The organism is Amycolatopsis granulosa (assembly GCF_011758745.1).
Lineage (GTDB): Bacteria > Actinomycetota > Actinomycetes > Mycobacteriales > Pseudonocardiaceae > Amycolatopsis_E > Amycolatopsis_E granulosa.
On the sequence record NZ_JAANOV010000001.1, the window covers coordinates 2,372,126 to 2,398,688 of the forward strand.

General features: G+C 70.7%; 27 protein-coding genes. 8 read left to right on the plus strand and 19 right to left on the minus strand.

Going from position 1 to position 26,563, the window contains the following annotated elements; genetic code table 11:
• Window positions 1-42 precede the first annotated feature (42 nt).
• Window positions 43-1,482 carry a hypothetical protein gene (locus FHX45_RS11420; RefSeq protein ID WP_167099853.1) on the plus strand — a complete coding sequence of 480 codons (1,440 nt, stop codon included), beginning with the start codon at window positions 43-45 and terminating at the stop codon, window positions 1,480-1,482.
• A gap of 9 nt (window positions 1,483-1,491) precedes the next feature.
• Here FHX45_RS11420 and FHX45_RS11425 read toward each other — a convergent pair whose 3' ends face one another.
• From FHX45_RS11425 to FHX45_RS11440, 4 genes are read right to left on the minus strand one after another with little or no spacing between them, the layout of a single operon-like run.
• Window positions 1,492-2,121, minus strand: coding sequence for a MarC family protein (locus FHX45_RS11425; RefSeq protein ID WP_167099856.1), 630 nt, complete (start codon window positions 2,119-2,121; stop codon window positions 1,492-1,494).
• A gap of 2 nt (window positions 2,122-2,123) precedes the next feature.
• Entirely contained in the window at window positions 2,124-2,972 is an 849-nt protein-coding gene (locus tag FHX45_RS11430) for a PHP domain-containing protein (RefSeq protein ID WP_167099859.1), read from the minus strand.
• 56 nt (window positions 2,973-3,028) lie between these two features.
• Window positions 3,029-3,589, minus strand: a complete 561-nt coding sequence (locus FHX45_RS11435; protein WP_167099862.1) for a PH domain-containing protein — start codon at window positions 3,587-3,589, stop codon at window positions 3,029-3,031.
• 20 nt (window positions 3,590-3,609) lie between these two features.
• Window positions 3,610-3,774 (minus strand): hypothetical protein, encoded by a 165-nt coding sequence (locus FHX45_RS11440; RefSeq protein WP_167099864.1) that lies wholly within the window; start codon window positions 3,772-3,774, stop codon window positions 3,610-3,612.
• A gap of 170 nt (window positions 3,775-3,944) precedes the next feature.
• On the opposite strand from FHX45_RS11440, the gene FHX45_RS11445 reads away from it, so the two are divergent.
• On the plus strand, window positions 3,945-4,346 hold the full coding sequence (locus tag FHX45_RS11445; RefSeq protein ID WP_167099867.1) for an NUDIX hydrolase: 402 nt from the start codon (window positions 3,945-3,947) through the stop codon (window positions 4,344-4,346).
• 257 nt (window positions 4,347-4,603) lie between these two features.
• On the opposite strand, the gene FHX45_RS11450 is transcribed toward FHX45_RS11445, so the two are convergent.
• Genes FHX45_RS11450 through FHX45_RS11460 form a run of 3 tightly spaced genes read right to left on the minus strand, consistent with a single transcriptional unit; the run spans window position 4,604 to window position 7,853 of the window.
• Window positions 4,604-6,196, minus strand: a complete 1,593-nt coding sequence (locus FHX45_RS11450; protein WP_167099870.1) for an acyl--CoA ligase family protein — start codon at window positions 6,194-6,196, stop codon at window positions 4,604-4,606.
• Between the two features lie 39 nt (window positions 6,197-6,235).
• Complete coding sequence (locus tag FHX45_RS11455; RefSeq protein WP_167099873.1) at window positions 6,236-7,339, minus strand: DUF2332 domain-containing protein; 1,104 nt, start codon at window positions 7,337-7,339, stop codon at window positions 6,236-6,238.
• A gap of 10 nt (window positions 7,340-7,349) precedes the next feature.
• On the minus strand, window positions 7,350-7,853 hold the full coding sequence (locus FHX45_RS11460) for a MaoC family dehydratase (protein ID WP_167099876.1): 504 nt from the start codon (window positions 7,851-7,853) through the stop codon (window positions 7,350-7,352).
• Window positions 7,854-8,166: 313 nt separating this feature from the next.
• On the opposite strand from FHX45_RS11460, the gene corA reads away from it, so the two are divergent.
• The 3 genes from corA (at window position 8,167) to FHX45_RS11475 (ending at window position 10,939) form a co-directional block, all read left to right on the plus strand.
• Window positions 8,167-9,252 carry a magnesium/cobalt transporter CorA gene (gene corA, locus FHX45_RS11465; RefSeq protein ID WP_167099879.1) on the plus strand — a complete coding sequence of 362 codons (1,086 nt, stop codon included), beginning with the start codon at window positions 8,167-8,169 and terminating at the stop codon, window positions 9,250-9,252.
• A gap of 173 nt (window positions 9,253-9,425) precedes the next feature.
• Window positions 9,426-10,094, plus strand: coding sequence for a metallophosphoesterase family protein (locus FHX45_RS11470; protein WP_167099881.1), 669 nt, complete (start codon window positions 9,426-9,428; stop codon window positions 10,092-10,094).
• Window positions 10,091-10,939 (plus strand): ParB N-terminal domain-containing protein, encoded by an 849-nt coding sequence (locus FHX45_RS11475; RefSeq protein WP_167099884.1) that lies wholly within the window; start codon window positions 10,091-10,093, stop codon window positions 10,937-10,939. The genes FHX45_RS11470 and FHX45_RS11475 overlap by 4 nt, the downstream gene beginning before the upstream one ends.
• 8 nt (window positions 10,940-10,947) lie before the next feature.
• Here the strand turns inward: FHX45_RS11475 and FHX45_RS28385 are convergent, their stop codons facing one another.
• The 8 genes from FHX45_RS28385 to FHX45_RS11515 form a co-directional block, all read right to left on the minus strand.
• The gene (locus tag FHX45_RS28385; RefSeq protein WP_167099887.1) at window positions 10,948-12,348 is read right to left on the minus strand and encodes a nitroreductase family protein; all 1,401 of its coding nucleotides are present in this window, start codon (window positions 12,346-12,348) and stop codon (window positions 10,948-10,950) included.
• Between the two features lie 147 nt (window positions 12,349-12,495).
• Window positions 12,496-13,680, minus strand: a complete 1,185-nt coding sequence (locus FHX45_RS11485) for an ABC transporter ATP-binding protein (protein ID WP_167099890.1) — start codon at window positions 13,678-13,680, stop codon at window positions 12,496-12,498.
• Window positions 13,681-13,684: 4 nt separating this feature from the next.
• Complete coding sequence (locus tag FHX45_RS11490) at window positions 13,685-14,527, minus strand: carbohydrate ABC transporter permease (protein WP_167099893.1); 843 nt, start codon at window positions 14,525-14,527, stop codon at window positions 13,685-13,687.
• Complete coding sequence (locus tag FHX45_RS11495) at window positions 14,527-15,477, minus strand: ABC transporter permease subunit (protein ID WP_167099896.1); 951 nt, start codon at window positions 15,475-15,477, stop codon at window positions 14,527-14,529. Before FHX45_RS11495 ends, FHX45_RS11490 begins: the two co-directional genes overlap by 1 nt.
• Window positions 15,474-16,790 (minus strand): ABC transporter substrate-binding protein, encoded by a 1,317-nt coding sequence (locus FHX45_RS11500; RefSeq protein WP_167099899.1) that lies wholly within the window; start codon window positions 16,788-16,790, stop codon window positions 15,474-15,476. The genes FHX45_RS11495 and FHX45_RS11500 overlap by 4 nt, the downstream gene beginning before the upstream one ends.
• A gap of 157 nt (window positions 16,791-16,947) precedes the next feature.
• Window positions 16,948-17,481, minus strand: coding sequence for a YflT domain-containing protein (locus tag FHX45_RS11505; protein ID WP_167099902.1), 534 nt, complete (start codon window positions 17,479-17,481; stop codon window positions 16,948-16,950).
• A gap of 84 nt (window positions 17,482-17,565) precedes the next feature.
• Window positions 17,566-18,789, minus strand: coding sequence for an acyl-CoA dehydrogenase family protein (locus tag FHX45_RS11510; protein WP_167099905.1), 1,224 nt, complete (start codon window positions 18,787-18,789; stop codon window positions 17,566-17,568).
• A gap of 77 nt (window positions 18,790-18,866) precedes the next feature.
• Entirely contained in the window at window positions 18,867-19,700 is an 834-nt protein-coding gene (locus FHX45_RS11515; protein WP_167099908.1) for a slipin family protein, read from the minus strand.
• Between the two features lie 344 nt (window positions 19,701-20,044).
• Here FHX45_RS11515 and FHX45_RS11520 point away from each other — a divergent pair, with 344 nt between their 5' ends.
• The 3 genes from FHX45_RS11520 to FHX45_RS11530 are packed head-to-tail and all read left to right on the plus strand — an operon-like array spanning window position 20,045 to window position 23,015.
• Window positions 20,045-21,337: a magnesium transporter MgtE N-terminal domain-containing protein gene (locus FHX45_RS11520; protein WP_167099911.1), complete on the plus strand. Its 1,293-nt coding sequence runs from the start codon at window positions 20,045-20,047 to the stop codon at window positions 21,335-21,337.
• Window positions 21,330-21,851, plus strand: coding sequence for a DUF1003 domain-containing protein (locus tag FHX45_RS11525; protein WP_167099914.1), 522 nt, complete (start codon window positions 21,330-21,332; stop codon window positions 21,849-21,851). Before FHX45_RS11520 ends, FHX45_RS11525 begins: the two co-directional genes overlap by 8 nt.
• 9 nt (window positions 21,852-21,860) lie before the next feature.
• The gene (locus FHX45_RS11530) at window positions 21,861-23,015 is read left to right on the plus strand and encodes a P-loop NTPase (protein ID WP_167099917.1); all 1,155 of its coding nucleotides are present in this window, start codon (window positions 21,861-21,863) and stop codon (window positions 23,013-23,015) included.
• 134 nt (window positions 23,016-23,149) lie between these two features.
• Here FHX45_RS11530 and tatB read toward each other — a convergent pair whose 3' ends face one another.
• The 4 genes from tatB to sigE all read right to left on the minus strand — a co-directional run bounded on the left by tatB (window position 23,150) and on the right by sigE (window position 26,541).
• The gene (tatB, locus tag FHX45_RS11535) at window positions 23,150-23,560 is read right to left on the minus strand and encodes a Sec-independent protein translocase protein TatB (RefSeq protein WP_167099920.1); all 411 of its coding nucleotides are present in this window, start codon (window positions 23,558-23,560) and stop codon (window positions 23,150-23,152) included.
• A gap of 102 nt (window positions 23,561-23,662) precedes the next feature.
• Window positions 23,663-25,189, minus strand: coding sequence for a S1C family serine protease (locus FHX45_RS11540; protein WP_167099923.1), 1,527 nt, complete (start codon window positions 25,187-25,189; stop codon window positions 23,663-23,665).
• A gap of 81 nt (window positions 25,190-25,270) precedes the next feature.
• Window positions 25,271-25,927, minus strand: coding sequence for an anti-sigma factor family protein (locus tag FHX45_RS11545; protein ID WP_167099925.1), 657 nt, complete (start codon window positions 25,925-25,927; stop codon window positions 25,271-25,273).
• Window positions 25,924-26,541, minus strand: a complete 618-nt coding sequence (gene sigE, locus FHX45_RS11550; protein WP_167099928.1) for an RNA polymerase sigma factor SigE — start codon at window positions 26,539-26,541, stop codon at window positions 25,924-25,926. Before sigE ends, FHX45_RS11545 begins: the two co-directional genes overlap by 4 nt.
• Window positions 26,542-26,563 lie beyond the last annotated feature (22 nt).

Consider the following 26,563-nt stretch of genomic DNA (forward strand, 5'->3'; position numbering starts at 1 on the left):
CGCTACCGTGAGCAACCGGGAGCCAGGGGAGGACGAACAACCATGACACAGCCGGACAGCGGGTACTCCCGCCGCAGGTACGAGGCCGAGGTCTACGCCGAAACGGCGGGCAAGTCGGCCGGGAAGTTCTTCCGCCCGGACCCCGCGGCGGTCGCGGGCAAGTACTCGACCAAGTCGGCCGAGATCTACACGACCAAGCTACAAGCCGAGGGCGGCGGCTACCGCGACGGGCTGGCTCCGTCGGACATGCGGTACGAGTCGATGCCGCACCAGCAGCTGGCCGAGATGGTCAAAGCCTCCTCGCCAGAGGAGGTCGACGAGCAGGGCGTCATCGTCAACGACCTCGGCAACGCGTTCGGCGAGATGTCGACCGCGCTCCGGCAGGGGGTCGCCAAGGAGCAGGCCGGCTGGCAGGGCAACGGCGCGTCGTCGGCGTTCGGGTACTTCACCACCCTGGCGGGCTGGGCGGACACCTCGCGCGACGCGGCGTTCCTGTCGGCCAACCGGTATTCGCAGACCTCCGCGGCGCTGGTCGACGCACGCAACAAGATGCCGGAACCGGCGGGCCGCACGGTCGAGGAGTCGGTCGCCACCGCGCGCCGGCAACTGGTCGGCGGTGACTGGGAGGCCGCGAGCGCCACCATGAACGACATGCAGAACCAGGCCGCGCTGCAGCACCAGGCGCAGCAGCAGGCCGCGGCGGTCCTGGCGCAGCGGGACGTCATGCTCCACTCGGGCGGCTCCACCCAGCCGGTCTACGCGACGCCGACCGCGCCGGCCGGCACCGGTCAGCGCACCGCTCCGCAGTTCCCCTCCGACGACCACACCGTCGCGGCCCACGCGGGCGGTGTCGGCCCGATGGGCGCGCCGACGGGAACCGTGCGGACCACGGCGGGCATCGCACCGCCCAGCACGGCACTGCCCAGCGGCGCCGGATCGGCCACCGGTGCCGTGCCGCCCGGCGGCTGGGCCGACGCGGGCGGTGGCTGGGGTCGTTCCCCCGCGCCCACCGTGCCCGGCAGCAGCACCGCGGCATCGGCAGGTGCGGGGATGATGCCGGTCGCCCCGGGCCAGGCCGAGCAGAACCGCACGGCACCGCGGCCGGGTTCGGGTGGGGGCCGGACGGGATCGTCTCCGTACGGGGGCGGTGGCGGGGGCGGCCGCGCCGCCGGGGGCGCGGGCGGCCGTCTCGGCGGTGCCGCCGGTGCGGAACGGGCTCCCGGCCGCAGGGCCGGGATCGGCGAGCCCGGCGCGCGGGCCGCGGCGGAAAGCGCCGGCAGCGGCCGGGCGGGAGCCGCCGGGAAGGCGGGCACGTCCGGGGCCCCGGGCGTGGGTCCGGCGGGCGGCAAGAAGAAGGACGAGGACAAGGACCACGAGCGCGCCGCGTACCTGCTCGAGGACGACCCGGACAGCATCTTCGGCCTCGACGGCGCCACGGACGAGAACGGCAACCGCATCAGCCCGCCGGTGATCGGCGGGTGACGCCGGGAATCAGCCGCCCGCGATGAAGCCGCGCACCGAGTTCGCCACCAGCTCCACCGCGATCGCGGCCAGGAGCAGGCCCGCGATCTTCGCGAGCAGGGTGATACCGCTTTCCCGGATGACCCGGATCACCAGGCCGGAGAACCGCATGGCCGCGTAGATCACGAGGTGCACCGCGACGATCGCGCACGCCAGCGCGACGTAGGCACCAACGTGCCCGGCCGCTTGCCGGGCGAAGACGATCGTCGCGGCGATGGCGCCCGGCCCGGCCAGCAGCGGAGTGCCCAGCGGCACCAGCGCGACGTTGACGTCCTCGACCACGTTGGGCTCGCTCGTCGCGCCGCGTCCGGTCAGCAGGTCCAGCGCGATCAGCAGCAACAGCAGGCCGCCGGCGCCCTGCAGCGCCGGCACCCCGATCCCGAGGTAGGCGAGGATGGCCTGCCCCGCGATCGCGAACAACGAGATCACCAGCAGCGACACCAGCGCCGCCTGCCGGGCGGCGCGTGCCCGCACCGCCGGTGGCTTGCGGCCGACCAGGCTCAGGAACACCGGCACCGTCCCCGGCGGGTCCATGATCACGACTAGCGTGATGGACGACGCCAGAAACAGCTTCACGTCGAAGAAGTCGGCGACGGCCAAGGTCAGCCCACCGCGATCTGGGCGCCCGACGCCTTGTCGATCAACGCCTCGAACTGGTCCGGATCGGTGTTCTCGGCACCGATGGGGATCGTCTTGTTGGTTCCGTGGTAGTCGCTCGATCCGGTCCGCACCAGCCCCAGCTCACCGGCCAGCCCGCGCAGCTCGGCGCGCGTCCCCTCGTCGTGGTTGGGGTGGTCGACCTCGAGCCCGGTCAGGCCGATCTCCGCCAGGTCGGCGATCACCTCCGGCGAGACGATCCGGCCGCGGCTGCGCGCGAACGGGTGCGCGAACACCGTCACACCGCCGGCCTCGGCGATCATCTCGATCGCCCGCTCCACCGGCGTGTCCTGCCGCGGCAGGTAGTAGCCGCGGCCGCCGCCGAGGTACTCGGCGAACGCCTGGTCCACACTGGTCACCAGCCCGGCCCGCACCAGTGCCTGCGCGAGGTGCGGCCGCCCGGCCGGCGAGTCCGGTCCGAGGGAGTCGAGCAGCTCGTCCGGATCGATCGGCAGTCCGTCGGCCGCCATCCGCACCGCCATCGCCCGCAGCCGGGTGCGACGTTCCTGGCGCAGCCGGGTCTGCTCGGCCACGATCGCCGGCGCGGTCGGGTCGAACAGGTAGGCCAGCAGGTGGATGCTGATGCCGAGACTGCTCACGCAGGACAGTTCCGCTCCCGGCACGAGCGTGAGGCCTGGCGGGAGCGCGGCGGCCGCCTCGGCCCAGCCGGCAGTGGTGTCGTGATCGGTCAGTGCGACCACGTCGAGCCCGGCGGCGGCGGCCGTGGCCACGAGTTCGGCGGGAGTGTCCGTGCCGTCCGACACGGTGGAGTGGGTGTGCAGGTCGATGCGCATCGCCCTACATTGTCGCCTACCCGGCCGGCAGGCCGCCGACCAGGCACGACGACCGGTCAGCCGACGATCTTCTTGCCGCGCGCGAGACGCTGCGCCTTGATCATCGAGAAGCGCTCGCTCTGCTTGTGCTTGTCGCCGAACACGAGCTCGGAGATGGTGTCGTAGAAGTCCTCGGGGCTCGGCAGGAACTCGATGCGGTTCAGTGCCTGGATCTGACCCGCGGACTCGACCACGACCGTGCCGTAGCCGAACATCCGGCCCCACCACGTGCGCTCGTAGGTCAGGTCGGTGACCTTGGAGATCGGCATCATGGCGACCTTCGTGGTGAAGACACCGGTGGTGAGCACGAACCGCTTGTCGGTGACCACCAGGCGTTCGACCCACCACTCGATGACCTTGAACGCGTACACGAGGACCACCAGCAGCGCCGCGTACCAGAGGATGTTCTGGACCACCCACAGCGACGGCGGCAGCAGGTAGGACACCATGACGCAGATCGCGAGCAGGGCGATCGCCTCGAACGTGTCCCAGGCGAGGTACGCCCAGTGCCTGCGAACCCGGACGACGCGCCGCTCGGTGTCGAGCAGGTACTCGTCGGGGTCCCGTGGGGCGAACATCAAGCCAGCCTACCGGCCGACTACGAAGTGAACACGTTGCTGACGAAGGTGATGACGGCTTCGGCCGATTCACGCAGGAAGCCGACGATGTTGCCGACGAGGTTGGCCGCGTTGGCCGGCTGGGCGATCACGAAGAACAGCACCAACGCGATACCCACGAGCCCGGCAATCTTCTTCGCGTTCACAAGATCAATCCCGTCTCTTACTCCGGCATCGGACTGGCAAGGTCACCAGTAACGTTGTACCGCACTCCGCAGTGTTACGGGAGGTAAGTCCCGCGCTTGGGTCAGTGTCCGGGTGTGATCTCATCGGTCGATTACTCTCCGCTTCCACCCTGCCGGGCTAGGCTGCGGTCATGAGCGCGAGCGGCCGGGCCCGGGTGCGGTGCGTGGGCGGGATCGTGCACGATCCGGCGGGCCGGCTGCTGCTGGTCAAGCGCGCGAACGAGCCCGGGCGCGGGCTGTGGTCGATCCCCGGCGGACGGGTGGAGCCGGGGGAAACCGACGGCGCGGCCCTGGTCCGGGAGATGCGCGAGGAGACCGGTCTGCGGGTGCGGCCGGACGAGCTGGCGGGCCACGTGGTCCGTGGCCGCTACGAGATCTACGACTACGTCTGCCACGTCGAGGGCGGTGTGCTGCGCGCCGGGGACGACGCGGCGGACGCGCGCTGGGTCGACGCGGCGGCCTTCGCGGCACTCGCCTTGACCGATGGGCTGGCCGACACGCTCCGCGGCTGGGCGATGCTCCCGCGCTGCTGATTGCGCTTTCCGCCGGACTGCGCGTCCCCGCCCGACCCGCGGGACGCCTCCGCCCAGCCAACACCCCGCCCGCAACGGCAAACACGCCAACCCGAACAGCGAACACGCCACCCACCCGGCGTGTTCGCCGCTCCCCGCGGCGTGTTTGCCGCTGGCGGCGGCGTGTTTGCCGCTCCCGGTGGTGTGTTTGCCGCTCCCGGTGGTGTGTTTGCCGCGCGCGGCGGCGTGTTCGGCGCTCGTGGCGGCGTGTTGGGTGCTCAGCCCTGGATGCGTGCCTCCGCGCCGCCCCACTCGCGTTCCCGCAGCTGGAACTTCTGGATCTTGCCGGTCGAGGTCTTCGGCAGCGCGTCCAGGAACTCGACCTGGTCCGGCACCTTGAAGCGCGCGATCTGGCTGCGCACGTGCGCCCGCAGCTCGTCCGCCGACACCGATGCCCCCGGCCGCAACACGACGTACGCCTTCGGCCGCTCGCCCCACTTCTCGTCCGGCACGCCGACGACCGCTACCTCCGCCACGGCCTCGTGCGAGTCCAGCGCCGCCTCGACCTCGATCGTGGAGATGTTCTCGCCCCCGGAGACGATGATGTCCTTGGCGCGGTCGCGCAGCTGGATGTAGCCATCGGGGTGCCACACGCCCAGATCGCCGGAGTGGAACCAGCCGCCGCGGAACGCCTTCTCCGTCGCCTCCGGGTCGGCGAAGTAGCCGGACATCACGTTGTTGCCGCGCATCACGACCTCGCCCATCGTGGCCCCGTCGCGGGGCACGTCGCGCATCTGCTCGTCAACCACGCGGATCCCGTCGGTGACCACCATGCCGACGCCCTGCCGCGCCATCAGCGTGCTGCGCTGGGCGATGTCCAGACCGAGCCACCCCTCCTGCGGCTCGCACACCGTGTACGGGCCGTACGTCTCGGTCAGCCCGTACACGTGCACCAGCCGGGCGCCGAGGTCGGTCATCCGGCGGATCACGGTCGGCGACGGCGGTGCGCCCGCCGTGGTCACCACCACCTCGCGCGCGAGCGGGTGCGCGCCCGAGTAGCCGGCGATCGTGTTCAGCACCGTCGGCGCGCCGTTGAGGTGCGTGATCCGCTCGGTGTCCAGCAGCCGCCAGATCTCCGCCGCGTCGACCGCCCGCAGGCACACGTGCGTGCCGCCGATCGCCGTGACCGCCCACGTGGTGCACCAGCCGTTGCAGTGGAACATCGGGAGCGTCCACAGGTACCGCGACTCCGGCGAGTGCCCCGAATGGATGATCTCCGCGAGCGAGTTCAGGTAGGCGCCGCGGTGGTGGTACTGGACGCCCTTGGGCCGCCCGGTGGTGCCGGACGTGTAGTTGATCGAGATCGTGGACCGCTCGTCCGCGACACGCCACGGCAGCGGCTCGTCGCTGCCGCGCGCCAGCAGCTCGTCGTAGGTGATGCCGCCGACGGCCGGGTCGGGAACAGCTCCGTCGACGACGGTCACGATGTCCACCGCGGCGTCGCGCGGCACCGAGGAGTGCAGTGCGGCGTCGACGACCAGCACCTTCGCGCCGGAGTGCTCGAGGATGTAGCGGATCTCGGCCGCCGCGAGCCGGGTGTTGATCGCCACCAGCACCGCGCCGGCGAGCGGCACCGCGAAGTGCGCGACCAGCATCTCCGGGATGTTCGGCAGCAGGTAGGCGACCCGGTCACCGGGCTCGACGCCGCTCGCCCGCAGCGCGTGCGCCACCCGGGTGGTCTCGGCGGCGAACTCGCGGTAGCTCACCCGGCGCTCGCCGTGGACGATCGCCTCCTTGTCGCCGAAGACCTCGGCGGATCGCTCCAGGAAGGCCAGCGGGGTGAGCGGGGTGAACCACGTGTCCTCAGCCATGACGACATCCTCACCGCAGTGGCGGCCATCACACAACAGCTAGGCGGCCAGCCAGGTCATCCGGGCGCCGTAGCGGGTGGTGCGGGCCAGCGCGACGGCGTCCCAGCCACCGGCGACCGGTCGCGCGAGGCCCAGCGTGGTCAGCCCGTCCGCGGCGAAGGCCAGCTCGTCCCGGCCCGGCAGGACCGCCGACAGACCGTGCTCGTAGGTCTCGTCCATGACCCACCACAGTGGACGGGACTCGCCCAGGGCCGCGAGCTTGGACCGGAACTCCGCGCGGTCACCGTCCGGTATGTGCCCCATCGTCCGGCTGGTGAGCACCACCAGCGGCAGCTCGGCGGGGAACCGGGAGACGGCCTCGTCGAACCCGCCGACCGCGTCCGCGGCGATGATCTCCGGCGGCGACTTGCGCTGGGCGAGCGCGGCCGCCCGCAGCAACCGCACCCGGTCCGGCTGGTCGGCCCAGACGCACGCCTCCAGCCACGCCAGCTCGTCCTCATCGGACAGATCGATCGGCTGCGGGTCGAGACCGGCGCGGGCCGCGACCGTGAGCTTCTTCGGCAGCTTCGGCAGCGTCGCGCCGGGCGCCAGGTCCAGCGCACAGTGCAGGCCGACCGCCGCCTTCGCCGGGCCGGCCACCAGCTGCTCACCGCCGTCGCACTGGTAGCGGTAGGCGAACTTGTCCATGCCGAGCAGCAGGCCGCCCGCGGTGCCCACCTCGAGCAGCGCGATCTTGCCGCCGGCCTGCTTGGCGGCCATCGCGACCGCCGGGAACGCGCACGCGGCCCGGCGCACCTCGTTGTTCGCCAGCGACCGGGACGCGAGCATCTCCGCCGCGACATCGGCGTTGGCGAGCAGGAACTCGCGGAACACCGCCCAGGTCCCGTCGTCCACGCCGTCGAACCCGCCCAGCGACGGGTAGTAGCGCGACAGCGGGTGGATCGGATCGGCCTGGATGAGCCGGTGCGCGACCGCGAACAGCAGCGCGGGACTGGCACTGTCCGGCGCGGCGGCAAGCAGGCCGGCCACCTCGTCGTCCTCGGCGGCCCGGGACGCGAGGTATTCGTAGAGCGGCGACTCGTCCGCCGCGCCCCCCGCGAACTCCGCCAGCTGCCGCTTGGCCCCGGTCAGCCCGATCGCCACCGGCCCTCCCTCACTCGTGCGGAACGGGACGGCCCGGCTGCTCGCCCCCGCGCGCCTCACCGTAGTTCTGCTTCGGCACCAGAACCTTACGCCGGAAAACGCACACTACCGTGCCGTCCTGCTTGTAGCCCCGGGTCTCCACGTACACCACGCCGCGGTCGTCCTTGGACTTCGACGGCGTCTTCTCCAGCACCTCGGTCTCACCGTAGATGGTGTCGCCGTGGAACGTGGGCTTGACGTGCCGCAGCGATTCGATCTCCAGGTTCGCGATCGCCTTGCCCGACACGTCCGGCACCGACATGCCCAGCAGCAGGGAGTAGATGTAGTTGCCCACCACCACGTTCTTGCCGAAATCGGTGGTCTCGCCGGCGTAGTGGGCGTCCAGGTGCAGCGGGTGGTGGTTCATGGTGAGCAGGCAGAACAGGTGGTCGTCGTATTCGGTCACCGTCTTGCCGGGCCAGTGCTTGTACACCGCGCCCACCTCGAACTCCTCGAAGTACCGCCCGAACTGCACTGCTGGACCTCCCTGCGGGTAACGCCACACCGACCTGGAGCGACGTCAGCTGATGTTGAGGAGTACCCTCGACCAATGGTGGCAGTGCGTCAACGCGACAGCCGCCACGTTGCCGGTCCGGCTGGAGGAGGTGAGGAACGCGCGATGAGTAGTGGCGATAGTCCGCTCCCTAGTGAACCCAGCGTTTCCCTCCGGACGACCGGATCCCGTTTCCGTCGTTAGGCGCAATTTCCCGGGAAAACGCTGGTAGTGCCGGGCGGACACCTGTGCCGCCCGGCGGTCGTGGTACGCACTGCGAAAGCCAGGAGATCCCATGCCTGCGATTCCCTCCCTCGGTGGCCTGCGCGGCCGGGGCAACGGCCGCACCAGCCGTGTCGAGCCGCCCGTGCCCGTGCCGGTCTCGGCCTACATCGTCGACTGCGCCGTGTACGTCGACGGTGCACGGCTGCCCGGGCGCTGGACGCACGCCGAGGCCATCAAGGAGGTCCGGCGCAGGCGGGACGGGTTCGTCTGGATCGGCCTGCACGAGCCGGACCAGCAGCAGATCCAGGGCATCGCGGACGTCTACGGCCTGCACGAACTGGCCGTAGAGGACGCGGTCCAGGCGCACCAGCGGCCCAAGCTGGAGCGCTACGACGACACGCTGTTCATGGTGCTCAAGACGGTCCGCTACGTCGAGCACGAGTCGCCGACCACGGCCAACGAGATCGTGGAGACCGGCGAGCTCATGGCGTTCCTCGGGCTGGATTTCATCATCACGGTGCGGCACGGCGCGCATTCGGGCCTCGCCCGGCTGCGCCGCGACCTCGACCAGGACCCGGAGCGCCTGGCCGCCGGGCCGGCCGCGGTGCTGCACGCCATCACCGACCTGATCGTCGACCAGTACCTCGACGTCACCGCATCGATCGAGGACGACATCGACGAGATGGAGACGCGCGTGTTCGCGCCCCGCTCGACCGTCAGCGCCGAGCAGATCTACCTGATGAAACGCGAGGTGCTGGAGCTGCGCCGCGCGGTGCTGCCGCTGGTCACGCCGGTGCGCCGGCTCGCCGAGGGTTTCACCCGGCTGGTGCCGGAGGAGGTCCGGTCCTACTTCCGGGACGTCGACGACCACCTGGCCACCGTGTCGGAACGGGTGAACAACTTCGACGAGCTGCTGACCACGCTGGTCGACGCGACGGTCGCGAAGATCACGCTCCAGCAGAACACCGACATGCGCAAGATCACCTCGTGGGCCGCGATGATCACGGTGCCGACGATGATCGCGGGCATTTACGGGATGAACTTCGATTTCATGCCCGAGTTGCACTGGCGCTTCGGATATCCGGTGGTGCTCGTGCTGATTCTCGGGATCTGCCTGCTTCTCTACCGAATATTCAGGAAGAACAACTGGCTGTGAGTCCCGTTTCCTGAACTGTTCGCCGGAAGGAGTTGAGCGATGACCAGACTGCTCACGAGCCTGAAGTTCTGGGCCCTCACGCTCACCGTCGCGTGGATCGCGGTGGTGGCGGTCCTGATCGCCGACCACCCGGAACTCGCGCAGGCCCGCTGACGAGTCCCTATCGTGGAGTCATGCGTGCACTGGTGGTCGCCGACGAGGTCGACGAACAGCTGTGGGCCGGTCTCGGCCCGGGCGGCGAGGTCGATCTCGTGCTGGCCGCCGGTGACCTGCCGTTCGACTACCTGGAGTTCCTGACCGACTCGTTGGGCGGGGTGCCGTGCGTGTTCGTGCCCGGCAACCACGACCCGGACCTGTCCGGGTTCACCCGCCACGGCGGCCTGTTCCTGCGCGCCGGTTTCCCGCAGGCGTGGCCGGGCCCGGCCGGCGGCATCAACGCCGACGGCCGGGTCGTCGACGTGTGCGGCCTGCGCATCGCCGGCCTGGGCGGTTCGGTCCGCTACAACGACGGCCCCAACCAGTGGACGCAGGCGCAGCAAGCCCGGCGGGCCCGGCGACTGGTCCGGCTGGCCGCGCGCCGGAACCGCCGCGACGGACGCGGGGTCGACGTGCTGCTCACGCACGCCCCGCCGCGCGGCGTCGGCGACCGCGAGGACCCGCCGCACCACGGGTTCGACTGCCTGCACGGCGCGGTCGCGAAGATGCGGCCGGACTGGTTGCTGCACGGCCACATCCACCCCTACGGCGAGCATCCCCGGGAGCACCGGATGGGCGGCACGCGCGTCCGCAACGTCGTCGGCAAGCACGTCATCGAGTTCACCCCGCACGGAGTGCGGGCATGAACGCCGCGCGCGACACCGGTTTCCCCCGCGCGGACGCCGAGCACGACTTCCTGCGCGCGCGGCGGCGCCAGGTGCTGTCCCGGCTGGCGAACTGGCTGCGCCGGGAACCCGACGACGTCAACATCATGCTGCCGTTCGACGAGGTGGTGGACGCGCTCGGTTACCTGAGCGAGCGGCGGATCGGGCTGCGGGTGATCCCGCTCAGCTCGATCGTCGGCAGCGTCGACCGCGGCCGCGACTTCGACCGCCGGTTCCGTCCCACGTCCGGGCGGGTGCGGGAACGCTGGGAACGGCTCGCGCTGGCGGCCCGCCGCGGCGAGAGCATTCCGCCGATCGAGGTGTACCGGGTCGGTGACCTGCACTTCGTGATCGACGGGCACCACCGCGTTTCGGTCGCCTACGCCCTGGGGCTGACGACCATCGACGCGATGGTCACCGAGGTGCGGACGAAGCTGAACCCGCAGGGCATCCGGTACCGGGGCGACCTGATCGTCAAGGACTACCGGCGGTTGTTCCTCGCCCGGGTGCCGCTGCCGGGCGAGGCCCGCGCGTCGGTGGTGGTGACCGACCCGTGGGACTACGCGCACCTCGGCGAGCACGTGGAGGCGTGGGGGTTCCGCCTCATGCAGGACGAGGGACGGTTCCTGGACCGGCCGGCCGTGGCGAAGCGCTGGTACGAGGAGGAGTACCAGCCGGTGGTGGAGATGCTTCGCCAGGCCGACCTGATCGGCGACCGGACCGAGGCGGAGGCGTACATGTGGGTCGCGGGTGAACGCTACCGCCTGATCCGGACGCACCGCTGGGACGACGAGGTCATCGAGGCCCTGCGCTCCCGCCGGCGCTGAGCCCCGGGTCAGCCGCGCTCCCCGCTTCCCGGTGACGTGGTGGCCAGCGGGGCCGGCCGGCCGCGGAGCCTGCGGAACGCCGCGTCGCTGAGGGCCCGGCCGCACACCGTCACCGAGCCCACGGCCCGCCCGTCGGCGTCGAGGATCTGCACGTCGTAGCGCGGCCGGTTGCCGCGCTCGCCCGCCTTGGCCCAGCTCAGGACCGCTCCGGCGGACGGTCCAGCGGGCACCGTGGCGGCGAGCCGGGTGAGCACGAAGCGGGTGCCCTCCTGCCGCTGGTTGTCCGCGTACTCCAGGAGGGTCACGAACTGCCGCGCCGCTTCGATGAGCCGTTCCGCGGTCCGCCCGCCGTCGAGGTGGTGCCCGGCGGGCGGCGGCAGCACGGTCACACGCCAGTCGTGTTCGCTCTCCACGAGGTCACCGACGAACACGTTCTCCGCGCGCCTGCGGTGCACGAGCCGTTGATCGACGGGCTGCACGGGCCAGGAGGGCGACCCCGGCGAGGTCTCGGCCGGGTCGCCTTGCTCGATCGTGCCGGTCATGATCGTTCTGCCGTCCTGGTCGGCGTGGACCTGCCACAGCCGGCCGGTGGAGTCCGGCGAGTCGGCGGACAGCCGGACCGGCGCGTCCAGCTCGCCCATGCCGCGGAAGTCGAGCGTCAGGGTGACGGCGGGGTCCGCGCCGGCCGGGCGGACGAGGTCGAGCGCGGCGCTCAGGAGCATCATGCCGGGCAGGTGGTCGAGTTCGTGGTCGAAGAAGAACGGATCGTCGAGGTCGGCCAGGAGCTCACGGGTCCGCCGCTCGGGCCGCGGCCACCGGTCGACCACGAGCACGTCGGCGAGCGGCGCGCGCCGGGCGGGGCGGAACGATCCGCCGTCGTGGTAGGCGGTCGGGATCAGCACACCCTGCCGGATCCCGGGCGGCAGGCCGAGGATGTCCGCGATCTCGGCCTCCCGGCGCAGGTGGCAGGTGGTCCACGCGGTGCCGAGCCCGCGTGTGCGAGCGGCGAGCATGTAGCTCCAGGCGGCCGGCAGCAACGACCCCCACGAACCGGCCTGGCTGCCCTCGGGCAGCCGCGGCGCGACGAGGCACGGCAGCACGAGCACGGGCACGCGGTGCAGGTTGTCGGCCAGGAACCGGGCGCTGTCCAGGTCCCGGGACGGTCCCGGGTTGCCCAGCTCCGCGACGTACTCGGCGAAGCACCGCCGGTACACCTCGGCGATCCTGGCGCGCTGCACCTCGTCCCGCACGACGATCCACCGCCACGGCTGGCGGTTGCCGCCGTTGGGCGCCTGCAAGGCGACCTCCAGGCACTCTTCGATCACCTGCTCCTCGACGGGCACGTCGAGCAGCAGCCGCCTGCGAACGGCCCGAGTGGTGGTGAGCACCTCATCGACCGGCAATGTCATCGGAATCTCCTTCCGCAATACCAACGGTATTTCGACATTACCGAACGAGGCGTCACCCTCGTGGGCCAATTCACACTTCGCTTTGGTAACGACAGAGGGCCACTCCTCCAGCCGGAGGAATGGCCCTCGTCGCACACCGCGGTGCGGTCACTCCTCGTACGTCAGGTTCCGTCCCGAGGCCGGGTCGAACAGCTGGACCTTCTGCACGTCGAACCAGACGTCGAGCGACCCGCCCTCCCGCGCCGCCGACGACGGCGACAGCCGGGCCGTGATGGACGCGCCACCGCCGGGCACGTCGTCCGCCCCGGCGTCCGCCGCCAGCTCGGCCAGCTCCGACGTGGTGGCCACCTCGCCGCCCTCGACGGTGAAGTAGGCGTACTTCTCCGAGCCCATCGACTCCAGCACGTCCACGTGCGCGCTGAACACGCAGCCCCGGCCGACGGCCGCCTCGTCGAGCAGGCCGGCGTCCTCGAAGTGCTCCGGCCGGATACCGGCGATCAGCTCACGCGGCGCGTTCGCCTCCTCCGCCAGCCGGCGCAGCCGGTCCGGCAGCTGGACCGTGCCCAGAGCGCTCTTCAGACTGCCGTCCTCGAGCGTCGCCGGGACGAAGTTCATCGACGGCGACCCGATGAACCCGGCCACGAACAGGTTCCGCGGGTGGTCGTAGAGGAACTGCGGCGAGCCGATCTGCTGCACGTACCCGGCCCGCAGCACCACGACCCGGTCGCCCAGCGTCATCGCCTCGGTCTGGTCGTGCGTGACGTACAACGTGGTGGTGCCGAGCTGGCGCTGCAACTTCGACACCGACGTGCGCATCTGGCCACGCAGCTTCGCGTCCAGGTTGGACAGCGGCTCGTCCATCAGGAACGCCTTGGGGCTGCGCACGATCGCCCGGCCCATCGCCACCCGCTGCCGCTGCCCGCCGGAGAGGTTGGACGGCTTGCGATCCAGGTGCTGGGTCAGGTCCAGGATCTCCGCGGCCTCCTCGACCTTCGCCTTCACGGTCGCGTCGTCGACCTTGGCCAGCCGCAGCGGGAAGGCCATGTTCTCCCGCACGCTCATGTGCGGGTACAGCGCGTAGGACTGGAACACCATCGCGATGTCCCGGTCCTTCGGCGCCCGCTCGTTCATCCGCTCACCGTCGATGCGCAGCTCACCGGAGGAGATGTCCTCCAGCCCGGCCACCATGTTCAGCGTGGTCGACTTCCCGCAACCGGACGGGCCGACCAGGATGATGAACTCACCGTCGGCGATCTGCAGGTCCACTTCGGACACGGCGAGCGCGCCGTCCGGGTAACGCTTGCTCACCTTGTCCAGCACGATCTCAGCCATGGCGCTACCCCTTCACCGCACCGGAGGTCAGCCCCGCGACGATGCGGCGCTGGAAGAACAACACGAACAGGATGATCGGGACGGTGATCACCACGGCCGCGGCGCAGATCGTCCCGGTCGGGTCCTCGAACTGGGAGGCCCCGGTGAAGAACGACAACGCCGCCGGCACCGTCCGCGACGCGTTGGTCGAGGTCAGCGAGATGGCGAACAGGAAGTCGTTCCAGCAGAAGATGAACACCAGGATGGCCGTGGTGAACACGCCCGGCGCGGCCAGCGGCGCGATCACCCGCCGGAACGCCTGCCCCGGCGTGGCACCGTCCATCTTGGCCGCCTTCTCCAGCTCCCACGGGATCTCGCGGAAGAACGCCGACAGCGTGTAGATCGCCAGCGGCAGGGCGAAGGTGATGTAGGGCAGGATCAGCCCCGGCCAGGTGTCGAACAGCCCGAGCGTGCGCTCGATGTTGAACAGCGGGCTCACCAGCGACACCTGCGGGAACATCGCGATCAGCAGCGAGACGCCGACCAGCAGCTGCTTGCCGGGGAAGTCCAGCCGCGCGATCGCGTACGCCGCCATCGTCCCCAGGACCACCGCGATCAGCGTCGCGATGAGCGCGATGCCGATCGAGTTGATCAGCGCCCGCACGAAGTCCAGGGTCTGGAAGATGTCCCCGTAGTTCTGCAGCGTCCACGAGCGCGGGATGAACTTCCCGTCGTCGATCGTGTCCTTGGTCTTCAGCGACAACGACAGGATCCACAGCACCGGGACCAGCGCGTAGACCACCACGACGATGTCGATCAGCGTCCACCGGGTCTTGCGGGCGGTGGTGACCGCTCCCCCCATCACCATCAGCGCTTCCCTCCCTGGTCACTGCCCGGCGCCGCGGTGCCGAACAGCTTGATGAAGATGAACGCGATGATCGCGACCGTGATGAAGATGAGCACCGACATCGTGGACCCGATCCCCAGGTTCAGACCCTTGATCAGGTTGTTGTACGTCTGCATGGACACCGACGACGTGTTGTTCTGCCCGCTGGTGAGCACGTAGATGTTGTCGAAGATGCGGAACGCGTCCAGCGTCCGGAACAGCAGCGCCACCAGGATCGCCGGCTTCATCACCGGCACCATCACCTTGATGAACCGCTGCCACGCGTTCGCGCCGTCCATCGCCGCCGCCTTGAGCAGGTCGTCGGGCACCAGCGCGAGACCGGCCATCAGCAGCAGCGCCATGAACGGCGTCGTCTTCCACACCTCGGCGAGGATGATGATCGCCAGCGACGGGATGTACTGCGTCAGCGGCGCCGAGTTCCCGGCGAGGGTGTTCGCCAGGTAGCCGGTGTCCGGCGTCCACGCGTAGTACCACGAGAACGCCGCGACCACGGTCACGATGCCGTACGGGATCAGCGAGACGGTCCGCACCAGGCCGCGCCCGACGAGCGTGCGGTGCATGATCAGCGCCAGCAGCATGCCCAGCACCAGCTCGACGGCCACCGAGATCACCGTGATGACCATCGTGGTGGCGAACGCGGTCCACCAGTAGGAATCGGACAGCACGGCCGCGTAGTTCGCGAGTCCCACGAACGCGGTGTCCTGCGGGAACCGCAGGTCGTACCGCTGCAACGACAGCCAGACCGAGTACACGATCGGGTAGGCGGTGACCGCGACCATCACGATCGCGGCCGGTGCGCAGAGCAGCCACCCCAGCCGCCGCTCCGCCCGCTTCCCTTCGCTCAGCGCCGGTTTGCCGGATCTTGCCGTGGTCTGCCGCGGAGTCGCGGAGACGTCCTCGACCGTGCTCACGGAATCACCCCTTTCGAGTTCAGCGCGTCGGTCAGCTTGCTGCGCAGCTCGTCGGCCGTCTTCTGCGGGTCGATCTTGGACGGCGGCGACAGCACCTTGGAGATGACCGTCGACAGGCTCTGGTACGCCGGGGTCAGCGGGCGCACCGCGGAGTCCTTGAGCGCGGCGAGGATGGTGTCCCGCATCGGGTACGCGGTGGCCATGCTCGGGTTGTTGTCCGCGTCGACGGGTTTGGCCGGGTCGAGCGGGGTGTTGTCGGTGTAGAGGGACTCCAGGCTCGGCGGGACACCGTCCTTGACCGCGGAGAACTTCTGGTTGTCCCGGTTGCGCAGGCACAGCGCCGCCTCGAACGCTTCCGGCTTGTGCTGCGACGTGGTGCTGACCGCCAGGTCGTAGCCACCGATCGTGGTTTTCGCCGGGACGCCGGGCTGGACGGACGGGTAGGTGGACCACTTGAAGTGCGCGAGGTCCTTCGGCTGCTCGTCGGCGTAGGACGCGTAGACGAACGGCCAGTTCAGCTCGAACGCGCCGTTCCCGCGCTGGAACGCCTGCCGGACGTCGTCCTCCTTCTGGTTCGTCAGCGACGGGTCGGTGATGCCGCTGGAGGTGACCCGTTTGAGGATCTCCAGCGCCTGCACCGCGCCCTGGTCCATCACGACGGACTTCCCGTCGGCGGACAGGATGTGCCCGCCCGCGGAGGCGACCAGGGTGTTGTAGATGACCACCAGTCCCTCGTACTGGGCGCCGGTGAACAGGATGTTGTGCGGCTTGCCCGCGGCCTTGAGCTGCTCGGCCTCACCGATCATCTGGTCCCAGGTGGCCGGTGGCTGCGGCGTGATCCGGTCGTCGTACCAGAGCAGCTGGACGTTGGTGTTCTTCGTGGCCGCGTAGAGCTTGTCGTTCCAGGTCGCCGTGGCCAGCGGGCCGGGCAGCACGCCCGCCTCGGCCTGCGCCTTGTTCGCGCCCGTCCACTCCTCGGCCCAGCCGGCCTCGGCGAACTCCGGCACCCAGGTGACGTCCAGGCCCAGGATGTCCAGGCCCTTGTCACCGGCGGCGAGCCGGCGCGCCATCTGCAGCCGCTGGTCGTCGGCGCCGCGCTGGAGCTTGTTGTAGACGATCTTGTAACGACCGGCCGCCTGCGCGTTGCAGTTGTCCACGACCTTCTGGAACGTGTCCTCCGGCGCGTAGTACAGGTTGAGCGTGATTCCCTGATCGGATCCGCAGGCGGTGACGAGACCAGCGGTCAGCATGCCCGCGCCGACCACCGCCGCCATCCTGCCGGGCGGCCTGCCCCGCCCCGTTCCGTTCCCCATGAGGCCTCCTACTCGGCACGCGGCCGGCGGGAGACCCACCCCACACGCCGTCGTGCATGCAATCAAGCAACCCGAGGCTGTCAACCCGGGTCGCACGATCGGTGGGAAGTCAAACTATTCCTAGCGATCACGGCCCGCAACCGCTGGAGGTCACGATTCAGCCGGTTGACCCGGATGGCCGCATCGCGAGCTTCGCGAGCAGGTTGCGGCCCTGCTCGGCGTTCCGCGGCTGGCACAGCACGTCGTACCGGCCGGCCACGAGCTGGCTCGCCGACGCGAAGTCCCGGCGCCCGCGTGAAGAGGCGTAGCTGATCGCGGCGAACACCAGCCCGAACAGCACACCGGAGGCCAGGCCGACCAGGATCGGCTGGTAGGTGACCGTCGCGCCGGAGGCGAACATCGCCAGCAGGAAGCCCACGAACAGGCCGAACCAGGCGCCCGACATCGCGCCCGTCATCAGGACGCGGCCCCACGACAGCCGGCCCAGCACCCGCTCCACGAGCATCAGGTCGACGCCGACGATGGTCACGTCCTCGACCGCGAACTGGTTGTCGGCGAGGTAGTCGACGGCCCGCTGCGCCTCCTGGTAGGTGGCGTACGACCCGATCGGCCATCCGGTGGGCGGGGTGGGCAAGCGCGGCAGACCCTGTGCGGGGCGGCCGCCGGAGCTGAACGGGCTGGTCACGGTCATCACCTGTGCTGTCGTAGTGATCGAGTGACTTCATCCTGCCAACCCCCATGAAACCACGCGAACCCGACACTCCAGGGGCTTCGGTCAGGAGCGGGACCGGTAGTCGCGCAGGAGGCCGCGGCTGATGATGGTTTTCTGGATCTCGCTGGTGCCCTCGCCGATGAGCAGGAACGGCGCCTCACGCATGAGCCGTTCGATCTCGTACTCCTTGGAGTAGCCGTAGCCGCCGTGGATGCGGAACGCATCCTGGGTCACCTCGGCGCAGTACTCCGAGGCGATCAGCTTGGCCATGCCGGCGGCGACGTCGTTGCGTTCGCCGGTGTCCTTGAGCCGGGCCGCGTTGACCATCATCAGGTGGGCCGCCTCGACCTTGGTGGCCATCTCGGCCAGCTTGAACGCGATCGCCTGGTGCTGCGCGATCGGCTTGCCGAACGTCCGGCGCTGCTGCGCGTACTCGATCGCGAGCTCGAAGGCCCGGATCGCGATGCCGCACGCCCGCGCCGCGACGTTCACCCGGCCGACCTCGATACCGTCCATCATGAACGCGAACCCGCGGCCCGGCGCCTCACCCAGCACCTGCGACGCCGGGATCCGGAAGCCGTCGAACACCGCCTCGGTCGTGTCGACGCCCTTGTAGCCCATTTTGTCGATCTTGCCCGGGATGGTCAGGCCCGGTGCGACCTCGCCGAAGCCCTCCGGCTTCTCCACCAGGAACGTGGTGAGGCGATCGTGCGCCTTCACCGGTTTCTGATCGCCGGCACCGTCGGCAGGACCCTCGTCGGTGCGCACCAGCAGCGCGATCAGGTTCGACGAGCCGCCGTTGGTCAGCCACATCTTCGACCCGTCGATGACGTAGCTGTCCCCGTCGCGCTCCGCCCGGGTCTTGATGGCGGCGACATCGGAGCCGAGGTCCGGCTCCGACATGGAGAACGAGCCACGGATTTCCCCGGCCGCCATCCGCGGCAGGTACTTCCGCTTCTGCCCGTCCGTCCCGTGCCGGGAGATCATGTGCGCCACGATGAAGTGCGTGTTGATCACGCCCGACACGCTCATCCAGCCCCGCGCGATCTCCTCCACCACCAGCGCGTAGGTCAGCAGCGACTCGCCCAGCCCCCCGTACTCCTCCGGGATGGTGATCCCGAACAGCCCCATCTCCTTCATGCCCTCGACGATGTCGGCCGGGTAGGCGTCCGCGTGCTCCAGCTCCTGGGCGTGCGGGATGATCTCCTTGTCCACGAACGACCGGACCGTGGACAGGATTTCCGCCTGCACGTCGGTGAGGCCGGCGGTCTGGGCCAGACGGGCCATGGGGCGACTCCTGTCGTCTGCGGGACGTGTTACCGGCGAGTATGGCCGTCGGCACCGCCGCCCGCATATGGCGCGTCTCACCCAGCGGCGCGGTCCTCCGACTGGCGGGGAATCGTGGCGTGGCCGTTCACCGGCTGCTCGGCGGGCGGCTTGTCGGGCTGGGTGGTCTGTCGTTCGAGAAAGCGCAGCAGCTCCACCGGGAACGGCAGCACCAGCGTGGAGTTCTTCTCCGCCGCCACCTGCACCACCGTCTCCAGCAGCCGCAGCTGCAAGGCGGCCGGGGTGTCGGCCATGACGCCCGCCGCCTCGGACAGCTTGTGCGACGCCTGCAGCTCGCCGTCCGCGGAGATCACCCGCGCCCGGCGCTCCCGCTCGGCCTCGGCCTGACGCGACATCGAGCGCTTCATCGACTCGGGCAGCGCGACGTCCTTGATCTCCACCCGGTCGATGTGCACGCCCCAGTCCAGGGCCGGGCTGTCGATCATCAGCTCGAGCCCCTGGTTGAGGCGCTCGCGGTTGGACAACAGGTCGTCCAGGTCGCTCTTGCCGATGATCGAGCGCAGCGACGTCTGCGCCACCTGCCCGACGGCGAACCGGTAGTCCTGCACGTTGATCGCGGCGACCACCGGGTCGATGACCTTGAAGTACACGACCGCGTCCACGCGGACCGTGACGTTGTCCCGCGTGATGCCCTCCTGCGCCGGCACCGGCAGGGTGACGATCTGCATGTTCACCTTCTGCAACCGGTCGGCGCCCGGCACCAGCAGGGTCATGCCGGGCTCGCGGACGGCGGGCCGGACCCGGCCGAACCGGTAGACCAGTCCGCGTTCGTACTGCCGGATGATGCGGACGCTGGTGGCGAGCCCGGTGACTCCCACCGCGGCGACGATGGAGATGATTTCGGCCAGCATGGCGGCTCCCGGGGGTGCGTGTCCCTTGACGCGATGTTACCCCCGTCACAGCGGATGGGAAGTGCCTGATCAGGGCCCCGCGCGGCCCGCGGATGCGGCCCCGTTCGTCCCCCGGTGCCCCGACGGGCCCGGACACCGGGGACGAACCGGCGGAACTGTCCACCTGGGACGGCTCGGGCGTTCCGGCACGCCCGGCGCGCGGGCCCCGATTCCCTGCCGTGGAACCGGTCCACCCGGTCCACAGTGGAAGCACGGCCCGGCGGCGGCCCGCGCCCCCGGCCGGTGCCCGCGCGCGGGCACGCGCTGAGATCGCCGAGCGCGCGGCGCTCGAATAGTGTGACGGCATGGCTGGAGTGAACAGGGTCTTCGCCGCCCAGCTGGCCGGCCTGCCGGTGTTCGGGCCGGACGGCGAGTCGATCGGCAAGGCACGCGACCTGGTCGCCGGCCTCCGGCTCGACCAGCAGCCGCCGCGGGTGCTGGGGCTCGTCGTCGAGCTCGCCACCCGGCGCCGGGTCTTCGTCCCCATGCTCCGGGTCACCGCGATCGAGCCCAACGCCGTCACGCTCGCCACCGGTTCGGTCAACATGCGCCGGTTCCACCGGCGCCCCAACGAGGTGCTCGTGCTCGGGCAGCTCATCGACGCCCAGGCGCACCTGGCGTCCACCGGTGCGCGGGTCACCGTCGCCGACGCGGCCATGGAACCGCTGCGCAGCCGGGACTGGGTGCTGACGAAGCTCGCGGTGCGGGAACGCGCCACCCGGCTCGGGCTGGGCCGCCGGCGGTCGGCGCTGCAGGTCCTGCCGTGGTCGGACGTGCGCGGCCTCGGCCTGACCGATCTGACCGGCCAGCCGCAGGGCGCCGGTCAGCTGCTGATGCTGTTCGACACGATGCGCGCGGTGGACATCGCGGCGACGATGCGCGACCTGCCGACCAAGCGGCGGCACGAGGTGGTCGACTCGATGGACGACGAGCGGCTCGCGGACGTGCTGGAGGAGCTGCCCGAGGAGGACCAGAAGGAGCTGCTCGCGCACCTGGCCGAGGAACGCGCCGCCGACATCCTCGAAGCGATGAACCCGGACGACGCCGCCGACCTGCTCGCCGAGCTCGCACCGGCCGACCAGAGCAGGCTGCTCGACCTGATGCACCCCGACGAGTCCGAGCCGTTGAAACGGCTGCTCACCTACTCCTCGGACACCGCCGGCGGCCTGATGACGCCGGAACCGGTCGTCCTCACCCCGGACGCCACGATCGCCGAAGCACTGGCCCACATCCGCAACCCGGACCTGCCCGCCGCGATAGCCAGCCTGGTGTTCGTATGCCGCCCGCCCACCGAAACCCCCACCGGGCGGTACGTCGGCTGCGTGCACTTCCAGCGCCTGCTGCGGGAGCCACCGGCGGAGCTGGTCGCCACCGCCGTGGACACCGACCTGCCCGCGCTCGGCCCCGACGCCACGCTGCCCGAGATCACCCGGTACTTCGCGGCCTACAACCTCGCCTGCGGCCCGGTCGTGGACGACCAGGACCACCTGCTGGGGGCCGTCACCGTCGACGACCTGCTCGACCACCTGCTGCCGGACGGCTGGCGGGAGACCGGGCTGCACGACATCACCGAAGGACAGGAGATCGACAGTGCCTGAGCTGACCACGCGCCGCCGTCTCGACCAACCCCGCGCCGGGCGGGGTCTTCTGGTAAGCATCGACCCGGACAGTTTCGGCCGGGTGTCGGAGCGGCTGGCCCGGTTCCTCGGAACCGGGAAGTACTTGTTCTGGCAGACCCTGATCGTCGTCGTCTGGATCGCGATCAACCTCGGCGCGGCCACGCTGCGCTGGGACCCGTACCCGTTCATCCTGCTCAACCTGGCGTTTTCCACCCAGGCCGCGTACGCCGCGCCGCTGATCCTGCTGGCGCAGAACCGGCAGGACGACCGCGACCGGGTGTCGCTGGAGGAGGACCGGCACCGGGCGGCGCAGACCAAGGCCGACACCGAGTTCCTGGCGCGCGAACTGGCGGCGCTGCGCCTGGCCGTCGGCGAGGTCGCCACCCGCGACTACCTGCGCGGGGAGCTGGACAAGCTGCGCGAGGACCTCAACACCAAGCCCCGGCGTGGCAAAGGCAATAGGGCCCAGGCGGATGCCACTACCGGTCCGTAGCATGGTGGGGTGACCAGTACGCAGCAGATCCCCAGCGTCGAGGACGTCCGCGCGGCGCTGAAGGACGTTCACGACCCCGAGATCCGCAAGCCCATCACGGAACTCGGCATGGTCAAGGACGTCACGGTCGGCTCGGGAGACACTGCCGGCGTCGTGACCGTCTCGGTGTACCTGACGGTGGCCGGTTGTCCGCTGAAGGACACGATCACCAAGGACACCCAGGCCGCGGTCGGCAAGCTCGACGGGGTGCGGGAGGTGCGGGTCGAGCTCGACGTGATGAGCGACGAGCAGCGCACCAAGCTGCGGAAACAGCTGCGTGGGGACGCGGCGGAGCCGGTCATCCCGTTCGCCCAGCCCGGCTCGATGACGCGGGTGTACTGCGTGGCGTCCGGCAAGGGCGGGGTCGGCAAGTCCAGCGTGACGGTCAACCTCGCGGTGGCGATGGCGCAGCGCGGGCTGTCGGTGGGGGTCGTCGACGCGGACATCTACGGGCACTCGGTGCCGCGCATGCTGGGCGCGCGCGAGAAGCCGACCAAGGTCGAGCAGATGATCATGCCGCCGCAGGCGCACGGCGTGAAGGTCATCTCGATCGGCATGTTCACCCCGGGCAACACCCCTGTGGTGTGGCGCGGCCCGATGCTGCACCGGGCGTTGCAGCAGTTCCTCGCCGACGTGTTCTGGGGCGACCTGGACATCCTGCTGCTCGACCTGCCACCGGGCACCGGTGACATCGCGATCTCGGTGGCACAGCTGATCCCGAACGCGGAGATCCTGGTCGTGACGACCCCGCAGCAGGCCGCCGCCGAGGTGGCCGAACGCGCGGGTGCGATCGCCATGCAGACGCGGCAGCGGCTGGCCGGCGTCATCGAGAACATGTCGTGGCTGGAGACGCCGTCCGGGGAGCGCATGGAGATCTTCGGTTCGGGCGGCGGCCGGACGGTGGCGGAGTCGCTGAGCAAGTCGGTGGGCACCGAGGTGCCGCTGCTGGGCCAGGTCCCGCTCGACCCGCGGCTGCGCGAGCAAGGGGACGCCGGAACGCCTCTCGTGCTGGCCGAACCGGACGCCCCGGCGTCGGAGGTGCTGCGCGACGTGGCGAAGAAGCTGTCCGTCCGGGCCCGCGGCCTGGCCGGCAAGATGCTGAACCTCAGCCCCAGCGGCCGCTGATCAGGAGCCCGACGCCACTCCCGGCGCCGTGTTCGCCGCTGCGGGCGCCGTGTTGGCCGGTGCGCTTCAGCCCGTTCGCGTTCCGGCTCCGCTCGCGCTGACCGGCGAGTCAACGCGCAACAGCGAGCCCCGGCTCAGGTGGCGTCCGGGTCCACCGGGGGCTTCTCGCCGGGCTTGAGGGTCTCCGGCTCCGCCTTCGCGGTCGGGCTGGTGGCCGCGGGGTAACCGTTGGGCTTCGTGCTGCCGCCGGACAGGCCGTTGATCCCGAGCGGGTCCGGGTCGCCGTCGAACAGGTGCTGCGTCACCGCGCGGCGGGGATCGAAGTTGCGCAGCTGCCGCAGATCCTCGAGCGGCTTCTGGAACTGCTCGAAGTCCGAGCCCATCTCCTCCTTGAGCTGCTGCCGCGCCCCGTTCGCGAACTCGCGCACCTTCCGCACGTTGCGGCCCAGCCACGCGGCCGCTTCGGGCAGGCGCTCCGGCCCGAGGATGAACAGGCCCGCGACGATGAGGACGAGGATCTCGCCCCAGCCAACGCTGTCGAACATTCGCGAACCTCCGCCTCACCCGGCCGTAGCTTCCTCAGATTACCTCGTCACCCAGCCCGTCCGGGGCTGCCGAGAGGAGTTCACCGCGCGTCCACCGGGCTGTCAGTCCGAGCCCAGCGTCACATCCACGACCAGCGCGCGGCCCTGGCGCACCAGCTGCACCGGCACGGTTTCGCCGATCCCGTGCTGCCGCACCGCCACCGTCAGCTCGGCCGCGTTGCGGACCAGCCGGCCGCCGAGCTTGGTGATGACGTCACCCTCCGCGATGCCGGCCCGGGCGGCCGGACCGCCGTCGGCGACGTTGAGCACCTGCGCGCCCTCCGACGTCTCCGCCGCGACCGACGCCGCGTTGACCCCGATGTCGGAGTGCCTGACCTGGCCACTGCTGATGAGCGTGCGTGCGATCTTGATGGCGTCGTCGGCGGGGATCGCGAACCCGATGCCGATGCTGCCGCCGGAACCGTCCGCACCGCCGTCGGTGCGGATCGAGGAGTTGATGCCGACCAGCGCGCCCGTCGAGTCGACCAGCGCCCCGCCGGAGTTGCCGCGGTTGATCGGCGCGTCGGTCTGGATGGCGTCGTAGGTGACCGGTGGCTCACCGTTGTCCCCCGCCGCGGTGACCGGCCGGTGCAGCGCGCTCACGATGCCCGATGTCACGGTGTTCTCCAGACCCAGCGGCGAGCCGACGGCGATCACCGAATCGCCCGGCTCGAGCTTGGCCGGATCGCCGATCTGCAGCACGACCGGGTTGCGCACCGCGACCTTGATCACCGCGAGGTCGGTCTTCGGGTCCGTCCCGACGATGCGCGCCTCGGTGCGGGTGCCGTCGGTGAACACCGCGGTGATCTTGGCCTGCGGGTCGCTCGTGGCCAGCGAGACGACGTGGTTGTTCGTGATCGCGTAGCCCTGCGGGTCGATCACGACCCCCGAGCCGACACTGCCGGACTGACCGGACTTGACCTCGATGGAGAGCACCGCGGGCGCGACCCGTTGCGCGATGTCCGCGATCGACCCGGGCGCGCGCTCCTTGCCCGCCTCGGCCTCGGAGATCGTCGCCGACCCGGTCAGTGCATCACCCGCGCCGCCCAGCCACCAGCCGATCAGACCGCCGACCGCACCGATGAGCAGGCAGACCACCCCGAGCAGGCCCAGCGCGACCGGCTTGACCCGGCGGCCGAACAGCAGCTCGGGCAGGGACAGCTGGGCGCTGCGCGGGCGGGTGGCGTCCGCGTTGTCCTCGTCACCGGGCTCCAGCGCGGGCCGGCCCAGCACCGCCGCGGATCCCGGATCGCGCCACGGGTCGGTGACGCGCGACCACAGCGGTGGCTCCGGATCACCACCCGGCCGCCTGCCGTTGTCCCCGGCGGGGCGCTGGAGCTGGACGTCCTCGGCGCCGGGCGGGCGGCCGAACGCCTCGGCGAGCGATTCGGGCGCGGGCGGAGCCGCGGCCACCTTGTCGCCGTTGCGCGTGCCGGGGGTGTAAAGCTTGTCGAACGCGCCGTCCACGCCGCGCGGACGGCCGAACACACCCGCCTCGGCCGGATCCACCGGCGGCCGCGCCAGGGGCCGCGGCGCCAGCCGCGGTTCGGCCTGCGGCGCGCTGTCCTGTGGCGGATTCGGCTGACTCATCGTTCCCCGGGTGGCTGGCTCGTCGTGCTGTCGGCGCGACCCTACGCCACCGATTGTCCCGGGCGGACGGTGAAGGGCGCGTCAGCGCCCGGCCACGGGCGTGGGAGCCGTCGTGGTCGTCGTGGCACTCGCCGGGACGGCGGGCTCGCCACCGAGCTGGGCACGCAGCACACCCGGTGCGGGCGCCGGACCCGGCTCCGGGTTGGACGGGGTCGGGTCGGCGCTGGTCGCCGAGGTCGCGACGAGCGCCAGCGCGCTCAGGACGAGACCGGACACGGCCACTCCCGCGCCCTGCGCGACGCGGCGCCGCACGGACGGCTGGCGCTGCGCGCCCAGTACCGCGGAACCGCTACCGAGTGGCGCGCTCGACCCGAGCGGCGCCGAAGATCCGAAAGGGGACGATTGGAGACCGGCCACCCGGTCGGGTCGCTGGATCGCCACCAGCTGCCCGTCCTCGGTCATCGCGAGGTTGTCCGGGCTGGTCGGCAGGTCGGTGTCCTGCGGGATGTTGCGCAGGACCGCCATCAGGCCGGCGGGCATCGAGGGTGCCTGCGCGTGTCGCACGGCCGCGCGCACCTGACGTTGTGAGGTCACCTCGGCCGCGCAGACCGGGCACCGCGCCACGTGCGACGCGGCGCGCTCACGGGCGCCCAGGCCCATCTCGCCGTCCACGAAGGCGACGACGGCGTCGGGAAGCAGGTGAGACTCGGGCAGGCCCCAGCCTCGCGGTTCGCTCATGCGGAAACCCCCACGGACTCCTCCTTGGCCGCCCGGCGCCGTTCGAGCGAGGCACGCAGCGCCTGCCGGCCGCGGTGGATCCGGCTGCGCACGGTGCCCAGCTTCACGCCGAGCGTCGCACCGATCTCCTCGTAGGACAGTCCTTCGACGTCGCACAGCACCACGGCGGCGCGGAACTCCGGCGGCAGCTCGTCGAGCGCGGCCTGCAGGTCCGGATCCAGGTGGGTGTCGCTGTAGACCTGCTCGGGGCTCGGGTCGTCACCGACGATGCGGTCGGTGTCCTCGGGCAGCCCCTCCATGCGCACCCGCGAACGGCGGCGCGCCATGTCCAGGAACAGGTTCGTGGTGATGCGGTGGAGCCAGCCTTCGAAGGTGCCGGGCTTGTAGGAGGCCAGCGAGCGGAACACCCGGATGAACGTCTCCTGGGTGAGGTCCTCGGCGTCGTGGCTGTTGCCCGTCAGCCGGTAGGCGAGCCGGTACACCCGGTCGCCGTGCTCGCGGACAACCTCGTCCCACGACGGCGGAGTCCACGCGGACTCGTCCACCGTGACCGGCTGGCCCTCGGCCTGGTCGTTCTTCAGGCTGTTCTGCATCGTGGGGGACGGCACCTCCATCAGGCTGTTCTCCCAACTGATC